The 13,125-nt window shown below is 74.5% G+C and carries 13 protein-coding genes; 9 read left to right on the forward strand and 4 right to left on the reverse strand.

All coding sequences use genetic code 11. The features are described from left to right. Positions 1 to 95: 95 nt before the first annotated feature. Positions 96 to 1,442, reverse strand: a complete 1,347-nt coding sequence (locus J4709_RS14310) for a hypothetical protein (RefSeq protein ID WP_208240961.1) — start codon at positions 1,440 to 1,442, stop codon at positions 96 to 98. Positions 1,443 to 1,580: 138 nt separating this feature from the next. Here J4709_RS14310 and J4709_RS14315 point away from each other — a divergent pair, with 138 nt between their 5' ends. Then, complete coding sequence (locus J4709_RS14315) at positions 1,581 to 2,516, forward strand: NADP-dependent oxidoreductase (protein WP_208240962.1); 936 nt, start codon at positions 1,581 to 1,583, stop codon at positions 2,514 to 2,516. Continuing rightward, positions 2,506 to 2,937 (forward strand): VOC family protein, encoded by a 432-nt coding sequence (locus tag J4709_RS14320; protein ID WP_208240963.1) that lies wholly within the window; start codon positions 2,506 to 2,508, stop codon positions 2,935 to 2,937. The genes J4709_RS14315 and J4709_RS14320 overlap by 11 nt, the downstream gene beginning before the upstream one ends. Here J4709_RS14320 and J4709_RS14325 read toward each other — a convergent pair. Then, the gene (locus J4709_RS14325; RefSeq protein ID WP_208240964.1) at positions 2,934 to 3,299 is read right to left on the reverse strand and encodes a hypothetical protein; all 366 of its coding nucleotides are present in this window, start codon (positions 3,297 to 3,299) and stop codon (positions 2,934 to 2,936) included. The genes J4709_RS14320 and J4709_RS14325 overlap by 4 nt on opposite strands. An 84-nt stretch (positions 3,300 to 3,383) precedes the next feature. Continuing rightward, positions 3,384 to 4,259: a LysR family transcriptional regulator gene (locus J4709_RS14330; RefSeq protein WP_208240965.1), complete on the reverse strand. Its 876-nt coding sequence runs from the start codon at positions 4,257 to 4,259 to the stop codon at positions 3,384 to 3,386. 101 nt (positions 4,260 to 4,360) lie between these two features. On the opposite strand from J4709_RS14330, the gene J4709_RS14335 reads away from it, so the two are divergent. Both J4709_RS14335 and J4709_RS14340 read left to right on the forward strand, forming a co-directional pair. Then, positions 4,361 to 5,269, forward strand: coding sequence for an MBL fold metallo-hydrolase (locus tag J4709_RS14335; RefSeq protein WP_208240966.1), 909 nt, complete (start codon positions 4,361 to 4,363; stop codon positions 5,267 to 5,269). Between the two features lie 24 nt (positions 5,270 to 5,293). Continuing rightward, a complete protein-coding gene (locus J4709_RS14340) occupies positions 5,294 to 5,737 on the forward strand; it encodes a MarR family winged helix-turn-helix transcriptional regulator (RefSeq protein WP_232383455.1) in 444 nt (147 codons plus the stop codon). A gap of 29 nt (positions 5,738 to 5,766) precedes the next feature. Here the strand turns inward: J4709_RS14340 and J4709_RS14345 are convergent, their stop codons facing one another. Continuing rightward, positions 5,767 to 7,383 carry an AMP-binding protein gene (locus J4709_RS14345; protein WP_208240967.1) on the reverse strand — a complete coding sequence of 539 codons (1,617 nt, stop codon included), beginning with the start codon at positions 7,381 to 7,383 and terminating at the stop codon, positions 5,767 to 5,769. Between the two features lie 163 nt (positions 7,384 to 7,546). On the opposite strand from J4709_RS14345, the gene J4709_RS14350 reads away from it, so the two are divergent. From J4709_RS14350 to J4709_RS14370, 5 genes are read left to right on the forward strand one after another with little or no spacing between them, the layout of a single operon-like run. Next, positions 7,547 to 9,160: an ABC transporter substrate-binding protein gene (locus J4709_RS14350; RefSeq protein WP_307801233.1), complete on the forward strand. Its 1,614-nt coding sequence runs from the start codon at positions 7,547 to 7,549 to the stop codon at positions 9,158 to 9,160. Between the two features lie 11 nt (positions 9,161 to 9,171). Continuing rightward, positions 9,172 to 10,125 (forward strand): ABC transporter permease, encoded by a 954-nt coding sequence (locus J4709_RS14355; RefSeq protein WP_208240968.1) that lies wholly within the window; start codon positions 9,172 to 9,174, stop codon positions 10,123 to 10,125. After that, positions 10,118 to 11,149: an ABC transporter permease gene (locus J4709_RS14360; RefSeq protein ID WP_208240969.1), complete on the forward strand. Its 1,032-nt coding sequence runs from the start codon at positions 10,118 to 10,120 to the stop codon at positions 11,147 to 11,149. Before J4709_RS14355 ends, J4709_RS14360 begins: the two co-directional genes overlap by 8 nt. A gap of 8 nt (positions 11,150 to 11,157) precedes the next feature. Then, positions 11,158 to 12,132 carry an ABC transporter ATP-binding protein gene (locus J4709_RS14365; RefSeq protein ID WP_208240970.1) on the forward strand — a complete coding sequence of 325 codons (975 nt, stop codon included), beginning with the start codon at positions 11,158 to 11,160 and terminating at the stop codon, positions 12,130 to 12,132. Beyond that, positions 12,132 to 13,100: an ABC transporter ATP-binding protein gene (locus J4709_RS14370; protein WP_208240971.1), complete on the forward strand. Its 969-nt coding sequence runs from the start codon at positions 12,132 to 12,134 to the stop codon at positions 13,098 to 13,100. Before J4709_RS14365 ends, J4709_RS14370 begins: the two co-directional genes overlap by 1 nt. Positions 13,101 to 13,125 lie beyond the last annotated feature (25 nt).

Consider the following 13,125-nt stretch of genomic DNA (forward strand, 5'->3'; position numbering starts at 1 on the left):
TCACAGCAAATAGGTGGAGCGGACGGAGGGCTGGCGGGTTTCCGACACCGACATGGGTGATGTCGGTTTCCCGCGATGTCCCCGAGCGGCCGGGGTCAGTCGGCGGGGGTGTCCAGGACGGCGCGCTGGGTGGCCTGGTGGACGCGGACGGCCAGCACGGCGCGGGCGAACCGGGCGGCGAGCTCGCTGTCGAGGACGTCCGGGACCTGCTCGACGCCGATCAGCCCGCCGGGCTTGGCGATGACCGCGCCGGTGTCGCCGACCCGGACGCCCTGGGCCTCGCCGATCTCCTCGACGGCCGGGAGGTCGAGGGCCGCGCGCAGGGTGTCCTGCAGGGAGCGGACGGTCGCGGCGTCCCGGTCGGCACGTTCGGCGGCGGTCTCGGCACGCTGCTCGGCGCGCTCGATCCGGGCGTCGGCGCCCTCGGCGCGGGCGGCGGTCTCGTCGGCGAGCTTCTCCGCGCGGTCGGCGCGGGCGGCCTGCTCGTCGGCGCGGGCGACGGCGGACTCGCGCTCGGCGGCGAGCCGGGCGGACTCGGCCTGCGCGGCGGTCAGCTCGGCGCGCAGCCGGCGCTCGGTCTCGGCGGCGGCGTCGAGCCGGGAGCGCGCCTCGTCGAGCTCGGCGCGGGCCTCCTTCAGCTCGGCGTGCGCGGTGGCGAGCGCGGTCTGCTCGCCGGCGAGGCGGCCGGCGAGGGCGTCGCGCTCGTTCTCGGCGTCGGTACGGGCCTGGTGCTCGGTCCGCCAGGCCGCCTCGGCGTGCTTGCGGAGCCCGTCGGCCTGCGCGGCCTCGTTGGCGGCGGTGGCGCGGGCCTGCTGGGCGGCGCCGGCCTCCTTCCAGGCGCCGGCCTCGCTCTCCTGCGCGGCGGCGACGGTGGCCTTCGCGGCGGCCATGCCCTTGCGCAGCTCCTCCAGCGCGGCGGCGGCCTCCGCGCGGGCGGCCTCGGCGCGGGCCTCGGCCTCGCGGGTGCGGACGTCGGCCTCGGCGGCGGCGGCGCGCTCGGCGCGCGCCTCGGCGAGGGCCTCCTGGCCGCCGTCGATCGCGCCGCGGACCTCCCCGTCCAGCCGCTCGCCGAGCGCGGCGGCGGCCTTGACCAGGTCGACGACCATGTCGCCGAGCCGGTCGACGTCGTCGCCGAAGGTGCGCAGGGCGACGGTGCCGGCGGCGTCGCGCCGCTCGGCCTCGCGCGCGTGCGCGGAGCGGTGCGCGTCGCTGCAGAACCGGGCCGCGCCGGCCGGCAGGGGCCGTGCGCAGTGCTCGCAGATCCCGGGTTCGGGCTCCTCGGCGGCGGGTTCGGCGGCCGGTTCGGCGACGGCGGCGGGGGCCGGCTCCGGTTCCCGGTCGTCGAGGGCCGCCGGGTCGTCGGGCAGCGGTCGCAGCGGCGCGGTCGCCAGGTCGAGGGCCTCGGTGCCGGCGGCCGGACGGCCGTCTTGATCTTCGTGCACGGAAGCATCCTAGTGAGATATGACAAATCCGCACGTGACCGAGCGAATCGGGCATCACTTCCCGGCGGGAACGGCGCCTTGACCTCAAGTTCGGTCCAGGTCCTAGCGTGCTGCGTGATCGACTCTGAGGGAGGAATCATGCGGGTCGCGGGTTTCGAGCAGCCGGGCGGACCGGACGTGCTGAGGGTGCTGGACGTGCCGGCCCCGGAGGCGGGGCCCGGGCAGGTCCGGGTCCGCGTCCGCGCTGCGGGGGTGCAGCCGTTCGACCTGGCCGTCCGCGAGGGCTGGACGCCGCCGGGGACGCCGGACGGGTTCCCGCGCGTGCCGGGCAACGAGTTCGCGGGCACCGTCGACCAGGTCGGCGACGGCTTGACGGGCCTGCGGCCGGGCGATGAGGTGATGGGCAACTGCCGCCTCAACGCCTACGCCGAGTACGTCGTCGTGCCGGCCGAGGCGGTGACGGCCAAGCCCGCGGGCATGCCGTGGGACGTCGCGGGCGGCTTCCCGGCCGCGGTGATGACGCCGCACATCGCGCTGGAGGAGATGAGCGTCGGCCCGGGCGACACGCTGCTCGTGCACGCGGCGGCCGGCGGGGTCGGGGCGGTCGCCGTCCAGCTCGCGCGGATCGCCGGCGCGACCGTCGTCGGCACCGCGAGCGAGGCCAACCACGACTACCTGCGCTCGCTCGGCGCGCTCCCGGTCGCCTACGGGGACGGCCTGGAGGAGCGGATCCGGGACGCGGCGCCCGGCGGGGTCGACGCCGCCCTGGACGGCGCCGGCGGCGACGCGCTGGAGGTGTCGCTGAAGCTCGTCCGGGACCGGAACCGGATCATCACGCTGGTCGAGCACGCGCGGGCCGCCGGGCTGGGCGTGCGCACCACCCCGGACAAGCGGTCGTCGGCGCGCGTCGCGCAGGCCGCCCGGTTCTACGCGGAGGGGCGGCTGGGCCTGCACGTCCGCGCGGTGTTCCCGCTCGACCGCGCGGCGGACGCGCACCGCGAGGTCGCGACGGGACACGGCCGCGGCAAGGTCGTCCTCACGCTGCCGGAGGGGGGGCAGGGCGATGTGGCCTGAGCACCTGAACGTCGGGGCAGTCCGGTTCGCGCGGCCGACGGCCCGCTTCGAGGAGATCCTCGCCTTCTACCGGGACGCGCTGGGCCTGCCGGTGCTGGCCCAGTGGCGCGGCCACGCCGGTTACGACGGCGCGGTGTTCGGGCTGCCGGGCACGCCCGTGCACATGGAGATCACCCAGAGCGGCGTGCCGCCCCGGATCCCGGAGCCGCACCCGGAGAACCAGCTCGTCCTCTACCTCCGGGGCACCGGGGCACGCGACGCGGCGGCGGCGCGGCTGGCCGGGCTCGGGCACCGGACGGTCGCACCGGAGAACCCGTACTGGTCGGATCACGGGTCGGTGGTGTTCGAGGATCCGGACGGCTGGCAGGTCGTCCTCGCCCCCTGGGTGTTCGGCGAGGAGCCGCCGCCGGGCCGGCGCTAGTGGGTGGCGTACCAGTGGGCCGACAGCAGGTGGACCACGGCTAGGACGCCCCCGCCGGCGGCCATGCCGGGGACGCGGCGCAGGACGCCGAGCGCCGCGTCCCCGGCCTGGATCACCCCCGCGACGACCAGGAGCGGCACGACGGCGGCCGCGTCGGCGACGAGCAGGACCGCGATGACGGCGATGCTCAGCGGGATCGCGCGGATGACGTAGACGCGGGCGTAGAAGTCGACTCCGGAGGTGACGGTCTCCCCCGAGGCCAGCATCAGGCCGGGACGGGCGGCGCCCAGCACGCCGGCGGCGCCCGTCACCACGGCCGCGGCGGCGTTGGCCGCGATCAGCATCGTCTCGACGGCGCTCATCTTTCACACTCCAAATGATTCACATTCTGAATGATTAGGGATGAGTATCGTCCGCGCCATGGGCGACGTCAAGGGCCCGCCGGGCTACGGGTTCGGCGCCTCGGGCCTGAAGAGCGCGGCGGCGATCTGGACGAACGACCGGATGAGCGGGCCGGGGTCCTCCCCCGCCCAGGCGACGACCAGCCGGCTCGGCGGCATGTCGGTCACGGGGACGGAGACGAGCCCGTCGGGCAGGGCGTCCGCGACCGGCCCCAGCCCGATCGAGCCGCTCCACAGGACGGCCTGCAGGCACTCGTTCACGGTGCGGACCACCGGGCCGTCCGCCGCGGAGGCGGGCGCGGAGCCGGTCCAGTAGGCGGCCCAGATCGGGTCGGTGCCGTCCGGGAAGCGGAACCAGCGCCGGCCGGCGAGGTCGGCCAGCCGCAGCCACGCGCGCCCGGCGAGCGGGTCGTCGGCGCGCAGGACCACGCCGACGGGATCGGCGCGCAGCTCGTGGACGGTGATCCCCGTGTCGTCGAACGGCGTCCGGGTGAGCGCGACGTCGACCAGCCCGGCCCGCAGGCCGGTGGCCGGGTCGGTCAGGTCGGCCTCGCGGACGCGGACGTCGACGCCGGGATGGCGGCGCCGGAACGCCTCGGCCAGCCGGATGCCGGTCCGCCCGCCGCTGTCGGCGAGCATCCCGACCGTCAGCGTCGCGGTGCCGCCGGCGGCGGCGATGCGCGTCCGCAGCCGCTCGGCCTGCTCCAGCAGCAGGCGCGCCTCGTCGTAGAGGACCGCCCCGGCGGCGGTCGGCGCGACCCCGGCGGGCGAGCGCTCCAGCAGGACGGCCCCGAGGTCGGTCTCCAGCTGCTTGACGGCCCTGCTCAGCGGCGGCTGGGTCATGTGCAGCCGGGCCGCGGCGCGTCCGAAGTGGCGTTCCTCGGCGACGGCGACGAAGTAGCGCAGCGAGCGTAGGTCCATCACCGGCGACGATACGCGGACGGTATCGGGCGGACGGAACCGGTGTTGGACGTCCCGGACGTCCCGGCGCTGCACTGAAGGCTCCCGAGAGAAGGAGCGACATGCCCGAGTACACGGCGCCCGACCCGATCGTCGACGTCACCGGAGCGCAGGACGTCGCCGAAGACCTGGTGGTGATCCCCGACCGCGGCGTGCAGCTGGTGCCGAACATCGGCGTCATCGGCGGCTCGCATTCGGTGCTGGTCGTCGAGACCGGGCTCGGGCCGCGGAACGCCGAGAGCGTCGTGAAGTTCGCGTCCGAGTACGCCGGGGGCCGCAGGCTGTACCTGACGACGACGCATTTCCACCCCGAGCACGCGTTCGGCGCGCAGGCGTTCGCCGGGGAGGCGACGTACCTGGTCAACCGGGCGCAGGCCGAGGATCTCGCCGCCAAGGGCGACGGCTACCTCCACATGTTCCGGGGCCTCGGCGCGCCGGTCGCCCGGCAGCTCGAAGGCGTCGCGCTGCGCGCCCCCGACGTCGTCTACGACGCGGCGCACGACCTCGATCTGGGCGGACGGGTGGTGCGGCTGCGGGCGACGGGCCGCGCGCACAGCCGCGGCGACCAGGTGGTGACGGTCCCGGACGCCGGGGTGATGTTCACCGGCGACCTCGCCGAGGCCGGGCAGTTCGCGATCTTCCCGTGGTTCCCGCCGCACGACACCGACGTCTCCGGGACCCGCTGGATCGCGGTGATGCGGCGGCTGGCGGAGCAGGCGCCGCGCGTGGTGGTGCCGGGGCACGGTGACGTCGGCGGTCCGGGGCTGCTCGCGGACGTCCGCGACTACCTGGAACTGCTGCGCGACGAGACCTGGGCGCGCCGGGACTCCGCCGCGGGCGAGGAGGCCATCGCCGCGGAGATCCGGGCGCTGATGATCGGGCGGCACCCGGAATGGGCGGGACGGGAGTGGATCGAGCGGGGCGTCGGCTGCCTCTGCGCCGAGCACCCGGACGATTCAGCCGGAGAATGATTCGGCGCCGGTAGCATCGGCGGCATGAGCGATCCCAGCGGGCTGCCCGCGACGGTGGCGTTCCGGCTCGGCACGCTCGGCGCGATCTACGGCGACCGGCTCGCCGCGAAGATCGCCGTCCATGATCTGAAGCTCAAGCACGCGGGGCTGATGACGGCGCTGGAGGCGGGCGTCGCCGCGTCGCAGCAGGACCTGGCCGCGCGGATGGGCGTCGCGCCGAGCCTGGTCGTCGCGCTCGCCGACCACCTGGTGAAGCTCGGCGCGATCGAGCGGCGCCGCGACCCCGCCGACCGGCGCCGCCAGGTCCTCACGCTGACCGAGGACGGCCGCGAGCTGCTGCGCAGGTGCGCGGAGGCGGCGCGGGAGGTCGACGAGGAGATCGCCGCGCCGCTCGGCCCGGAGCAGCGCGCGGCCCTGCACGAGGCGCTCGGCGCGATCGCGGAGCGCGAGGGCCTGCCGACCGGCTGAGGACGGGTGCGGCGGCGTTCGGCGCAACGTCACCCTCGGCGCGGACTACCCGGGGACCGCCTGACGTAGGAGCCGTCGCGGCGCTCGTAGACGGGGTCGGCGGTGTTCCACGCCGCGTCCCGCAGCGGACGCTTGATCACCTTGTTGGTCGGGGTGCGCGGCAGCTCCGCGACGATCCGGACGTAGCGCGGCGCCCACTTCGTGCCGAGGTCGGGCTGGGCGACCAGGAACGCGGCGAACGCGGCAGGATCGAACGCGCATCCCGGCGCCATGGCGACCGCCGCCATGACCTGGTCGCCCACGTGCTCGTCCGGCACCGCGTAGACGGCGACCTCCGCGAACGCCTCGAACCGGGCGAGGAGCCGCTCGACGGGCGCGGCGGCGAAGTTCTCGCCGTCCACCCGCAGCCAGTCGCTGTCGCGGCCGGCGAAGTACCAGTAGCCGTCGGCGTCACGGTAGGCGAGGTCGCCCGACCACGTCCAGCCGTTGCGGACGCGCTTCGCCGTCGCCTCGGGGTTGTTGTAGTAGCCCTCGAACTTGCCGGCGCCCTTCATGTCGACGATCTCGCCGATCGCCTCGTCGGCGTTCAGCAGCTCGCCGTGCGGGCCGAACTTCGCGGGCGGGCATTCGCGCAGCGTGTCCGGGTCCATGACCACGGTGCCGGCCTCGGCGACGCCGAGCGAGCCGGGCGGCGTGCCGGGGACGCGGGTGAGCCGGATCTCGCCCTCGCTGGAGCCGTAGGAGTCGATGACGGTGCAGCCGAACCGGCGCGCGAACTCCTCGATGTCGCGCTGCGCCGCCTCGTTGCCGAACGCGATCCGCAGCGGGTTGTCGGCGTCGCCGGGCCGCTCGGGGACGGCGAGGATGTAGTTCAGCGGCTTGCCGACGTAGTTGAAGAACGTGACGCCGTAGCGGCGGACGTCCGGCAGGAACCCGGACGCGGAGAACCTGCGCCGCACCACCACGCAGCCGCCGGTCGCGACCGCCGGTGCGATGCCCGCCATCAGCGCGTTCGAGTGGAACATCGGCATCACGACGTAGAACACCTCGTCGCGGGTGAGGCCGCGCCGGTCGCGCTGCTGCACCGCGATGCGGCCGAGCCGCCCCTGCGTGCAGACGACGGCCTTCGGCGCCGACGTCGTCCCGGACGTGAACACGAGCGAGAAGATCGTCTCCGCGGCGACGGGCTCGATCGCGGCGGGCCGCGCCGCCGCGAGTGCCTCGGCGTATCCGGGGCCGTCGACGGTCAGCACCGGGACGTCCGGGACGAGCCCGTCGAGCAGCGGCGCCCGCGACGCCTCGGTGACCAGCAGCGCGCAGTCGGTGTGGGTGATGTCGCGGGCCAGCTCGGCGCCGCGCCGGGTCGGGTTCAGCTCGACCACGGGGATGCCGGCGAGGGCCGCGCCGAGCAGCCAGAACAGGTGCTCGGGACCGTTCTCCAGGAACAGCCCGACATGCCCGGGCCCGGCCTGCCGGCTCCGCGCGGCGAGGCCGGCGCGCAGCCGCGCCTCCGCGACGACCTCGCGCCACGTCCACGCGCGGTCCTCGAACCACAGGCCCGTCCGGTCGTCGTCCGCCCGCGCGGCGACCAGCCCCGCGAACGTGACGTCCTCGCGCGGCCGGTCGTCCCCCAGCACCTCTGCCATCTGTCCCTCCCGGTGTCCAAGCTCGACCACCGGGGGCCTCCGGCATGTTCGGGATCCCACTGAGCGGGATCATCGCCCGCCCTATAAGGACCGCGCTGTTTATCTCGTTCCGGTCTGACGGAAACAGGGATCAGCCAGGTCGGCGGCCGTTCTCAGGAGGAATGTGAAGACGTCCGGGAGAAGATGGCGCCGCCGTTGCGCCGGGCTGCTCGCCGTCGCGGCGATGTCGTCGGCGTGCGCCTGGCAGAGCGAGGACGGCGGCCGCGCGGTCACCGCCGGGAGACCGGTGAAGTACACGGTCGGGATGATCGGCGACGACGGCGGCGGGACCCCCGCCAAGGGCGGCACGCTGACGTTCGCGGCCTACTCCGAGGCCGGGCTGCTGGACCCGGCGCAGACCATCGTCGCGGGCTCCACCGGCGGCGTCGAGATGGCCGCGATCTACGACGTCCTGATGCGCTGGGACGCCGGGAGCGGGCAGGTCCGCCCCCAGCTCGCCGAGGACCTGAAGCCCGACGGCGACGGCACCGCCTTCACCCTCACCCTCCGGGACGGCGTGAAGTTCAGCGACGGCACGCCGCTCGACGCGCAGGCCGTGAAATGGAGCATCGAGCGCTACGTCAAGGACGGCGGCGACGAGGCGGCACTGTGGAAGAGCAACGTCACCGCCGTCGAGACGCACGGCGACCGCACCGTCGTCTTCAAGCTCGCCAACAAGTGGCCGACCTTCCCCTACCTGCTCACCACCGGCCCCGGGATGATCGTCGCGAAGTCGTCCGACGCGGGCGGCGGGTTCAAGCCCGTCGGCGCCGGCCCGTTCACCTTCGAGCGCTACCGGCCCAAGGAGGAGACCCTCCTCAAGGCCAACCCCGGCTACTGGGGCGGGCGGCCGAACCTCGACCGCGTCCGGATGGTCTACGTCGACGACCCCAACGCGGCCCTCGACACGCTGAAGTCCAGGCGGATCCAGGCGGCGTTCCTGCGCGACCCCGTCGCCGTCCAGAAGGCGCTCAAGGCCGGCGAGCACGGCTTCCTCAGCATGGTCAGCCTCGGCAACGTCGCCGTCATCAACGCCACGGCCGGCCACCCGGGCGCGGACCCGCGGGTGCGCAGGGCGATGGCCTACGCGATCAAACCCGAGGTGATCTACGAGCGCGCCTACCCGGGCACGGGGCTGGCGAGCAGCGCGCTGTTCCCCGAGTCGTCGGCCCTGCACACCGGCGCCGCCCCGCTGCCCTACGACCCCGGCAAGGCCCGCGAACTGCTCAAGCAGGCCAAGGCCGACGGCTACGACGGCAAGGTGACCTACCTCGACGCGCAGGACCCCGCGTCCCGCACGACCGCCCTCGCGATCAAGGCGATGCTGGAGAACGCCGGCTTCAAGGTCGAGCTCGACCTCGTCCGGTCGGTCGCCGACCAGACCTCGAAGGTGGCCGTCCGCCGCGACTACGACGTGTCCGGCTGGGGCATCAGCTGGCGCGACTCGGGCCCGTTCGGCCGCATGTACGCGACGCTGCACGCCAAGGGCAACCTCACCGTCGGGATGGCGACCACGCCGGAGATGTCCGGGCTCATCGAGGAGCTGCGCGGCGCCGCGACCCTGGACGAGCAGCGCGGGGTCATGGCCCGCGTCCAGCGGCAGTGGAACGAGGACGTGCCCGCCCTGGTGTTCGGCCCGCAGCCGGAGCTGGTCGCCTGGCCGGAGACCGTGCACGGCGTCGCCGGGACCACCAACAGCATGGTCCTGCTCGGCGACGCCTGGATCTCGAAGGGCTGAGGAGGGACGACATGGCACGCGACCTCGTGAAACGGCTCATCGAACTGGCACTGGTGCTCGTCATCGTCAGCATGGGCACGTTCGCGCTGGTGGACCTGATGCCCAGCGACCCCGCCGTGGTCGTGCTCGGCGAGGGCCACACGGCCGCCGAGTACGCCGCGCAGCGGCACTCGATGGGCCTCGACGACGCCCTGCCGGTCCGGTACGGGCACTGGGTGGGCGACGCGCTCACCGGCGACCTCGGGAAGTCGTTCATCCCGCCGAACAGCGATGTCGGCGGACGCGTCGCCGCCGCGCTGCCGGTGAGCGCCGAACTGGCCGTCCTGGCGCTGCTGATGGCGCTGGTGGTGGCGATCCCGCTCGCGATGTGGTCGGCGTACCGGGCGGGCGGGGTCGTCGACCGCGCCGTCGGCGCCGTCACGTTCGGCGTGCTGTCGGTGCCGAGCTTCCTCGCCGGCATGCTGTTCATCGCGCTGTTCGCGCAGCGGCTCGGCTGGTTCCCGCGGCTGGAGTGGTCCCGGATCGGCGACGGCCTCGGCGGCAACCTCTACCACGCGTTCCTGCCCGCGCTGACGATCGCGCTGATGGAGGCCGCGACGTTCACCCGGGTGCTGCGCGGCGACCTCATCACCACCCTGCAGGAGGACTTCATCCTGTCGGCGAAGGCGAAGGGGATGACGCCGCTGCACGTGCTGTTCCACGACGCGCTGCGGCCCTCGTCGCTGTCGCTCGTCACGCTGATGGGCATCAGCCTCGGCCGCCTCATCGGCAGCACGGTGATCGTGGAGTACCTGTTCGCGCTGCCCGGCATGGGCACCCTGATCATCGGCGCCGCCGACCAGGGCGACGTGCCGATGGTGCAGGGCGCGGTGCTGGTGATCGCGCTGATCTACGTGCTGGTGAACGCGGTGATCGACCTGTCCTACGGCCGTCTCGACCCACGAATCAGGCGGGCACATGTCTGACGTTCCTCTCGCAGCGCCCCGCACGGCCCCGCGGTGGCGGGGCCCGGCCCTCGCCCTCGCCGGGCTCGCCGTGCTCGGGCTGTCGGTGACCGTCCTCGCCGGGCACGGCTGGACGCAGGCCGCCCTGGTCGTCGCCGGCCTCGCCGGCGCCTACACCGGCCTGAACGCCGCCGGGCGCGCCCTGTTCGGCGACGCGTTCGACCTGATGTTCTGGCTGTGCGCCGCCTGGCTGGCCGTCCTGGTCGTCGCGGCGGTCGCGGCCCCGGTGCTGCCGCTCGGCGAGCACCAGGACATCGTGAAGACGCTCGACACCCCCGGCATGGCCGTCCCCGACCTGTCCACCGCGCACCCCCTCGGCACCAACAACTTCGGCCTCGACCTGCTGGCGCGCGTCGTCTACGGGGCGCGGTCGTCGCTCGTGGTGTCGCTCGGCGCGGTCGTCATCGGCATGGTCGTCGGCGGCGCCGCCGGGATCGCGGCGGGCTACTTCCGGCGCGGCGCCGACGCGACCGTCGGCGTCCTGACGAACTCGCTGCTGGCCGTCCCGCCGCTGATCCTGCTGATCGCGCTCGGCACCGTCCTGGAGCCGAACCTGCGCAACATCGCCGTCGCGCTGTCGCTGCTCGCGATCCCCGGCATGGTCCGGATGGCGCGCGCGAGCACGATGGCGTTCGCGCGGCGCGAATTCGTCGTCGCGGCGGAGGCGATGGGCGCGTCCCGGTGGCGGGTCATGACCCGCGAGCTGCTGCCCAACGTCGTGCTGCCGCTCGCGTCCTACGGGATGGTCATGGTGTCGGTGCTGATCGTCGCGGAGGCGTCGCTGAGCTTCCTCGGCCTCGGCGTCCAGCCGCCCGCGCCGTCCTGGGGCAACATGATCGCCGAGGGGCAGGAGAACGACGCCTTCACGAAATACCCGCACATCGTGCTGGTGCCCGGCGTCACGCTCTTCCTGACCGTCTTCGCGTTCAACCTCATCGGCGAGAAGGCCCGCAAGCGGTGGGACCCGCGCCGGGCGAACCTCTAGGAGACGGCATGAACGACGCACCCCTGCTGTCCGTCGACGACCTGCGCACCGAGATCCGCACCGCCCGCGGCCCGCTCCGGGCCGTGGACGGCGTGTCCTTCACCGTCCGCCCCGGCGAGATGTTCGGCATCGTCGGCGAGTCCGGGTCCGGCAAGTCGGTGCTCGGCCGGACGGTCATGGGCCTGTACACCTCCGGGCCGGCGATGACCGTGACCGGGAAGGTCGTCCTGGACGGCACCGACGTGCACGCCCTCGACGACGCCGGGCGGCGCCGGCTGTGGCGGTCGCGCGTCGGGATGGTCTTCCAGGACCCGGGGACCGCCCTCAACCCCGTCAAGCGGGTCGGCCGGCACCTCACCGAGGCGATGCGGGGCCTGTCCCGCGCCGCCGCCCGCGACCGCGCCGAGGAGCTGCTGCGCCTGGTCGGCATCCCCGAGCCGCGCCGCCGGCTGCGCCAGTACCCGCACGAGCTGTCCGGCGGCATGCGCCAGCGGGTCGTGATCGCCGTCGCGCTGGCCGGCGAGCCGTCCCTGCTCATCGCGGACGAGCCGACGACCGCGCTGGACGTCACCGTGCAGAAGCAGATCCTCGACCTGCTCGGCCGGCTGCAGGCCGAGCTCGGCACCGCGATCATCCTGATCAGCCACGACCTCGCGGTGGTCGCGGGCCGCGCCGACCGGGTCGCGGTGATGTACGCGGGGCGGCTCGCGGAGCTGGCCCCGGCGGGCGAGCTGTTCGACAGCCCCCGCCACCCCTACACCGAGGCGCTGCTCGCGTCCGTCCCGCGGCTGGGCGACCCGCCCCACTCCGTCCTGCGGACGATCGACGGCGCGCCGCCGGACATGGCCGCGCCGCCGGACGGCTGCCGGTTCGCGCCGCGCTGCCGGCACGCCTCGCCCGCCTGCGCGGCGCCGCCGGAGTTCGCCGCGGACGGCGCCCGCGCCGTCGCCTGCCACCACCCCGTCGACCTTGGAGGCGCCTGATGGCCGGCACCGGCACCACCCACCTGCGGTCCGGCGACCGCGTCCTGTCCGTCGAGGACCTCGTCGTCGAGTTCCCGGCGGGGCGCGGCCGGCGGGTCCACGCCGTCTCCGGGATCAGCTTCGACCTGCTGGACGGCGAGACGCTCGGCATCCTCGGCGAGTCCGGCTGCGGGAAGTCCAGCGCGGGGCGCGCGGTGATGCAGCTGCCGCCGCCCACCGCCGGGTCGGTGCGGCTGCACGGGACGGAGCTGACCGGGCTCGCGCCCGCCGCGCTGCGCGAGCACCGCAAGGACATGCAGATGATCCTGCAGAACCCGGTCGCCGCGCTGAACCCGCGCCGCAGGGTCGCCGACCTCGTCGCGGAGGGCCCGGCGGTGCGGGGCGGCAGGCCGGACCGGGCGCGGATCGAGGCGGCGCTGGAGGCGGTCGGCCTCGACCCGGCGACGGTCTGGGACCGCCGCCCGCACGAGCTGTCCGGCGGCCAGTGCCAGCGCGTCTGCATCGCCCGCGCGCTCATGCTGGACCCGCGCGTGCTGATCCTGGACGAGCCGGTGTCGAGCCTGGACGTCTCCGTCCAGGCGCAGATCCTCAACCTGCTGGAGGACACCGGGAAGCGGCTCGGGCTCAGCATGGTCTTCATCGCGCACGACCTCGCCGTGGTGAAGAACGTCAGCGACCGGATCATGGTGATGTACCTCGGCAAGGTCTGCGAGGTGATCCCGTCGGCGGCGCTGGCGGGGTCGGCGCTGCACCCCTACACGCGGCTGCTGCTGGCGTCGGTCCCGGAGGCCCCGCAGGGCGGCGCGGAGCCGGGGGCGGCGGAGCTCCCGTCGCCGCTGGACCCGCCGAGCGGCTGCCGCTTCCGGACCCGCTGCCCCCTGGCGACCGACCTGTGCGCGAAGGAGGAGCCGAAGCTCCGCCGGACCGCCGACGGCCACCACGTCGCCTGCCACCACGCCTCTCGTTGACTTGCGGCGTGTCGGCCTTAAAACC

Origin of the sequence: Actinomadura violacea (assembly GCF_017573465.1) — a bacterium.
Classification (GTDB): Bacteria; Actinomycetota; Actinomycetes; order Streptosporangiales; family Streptosporangiaceae; genus Spirillospora; species Spirillospora violacea.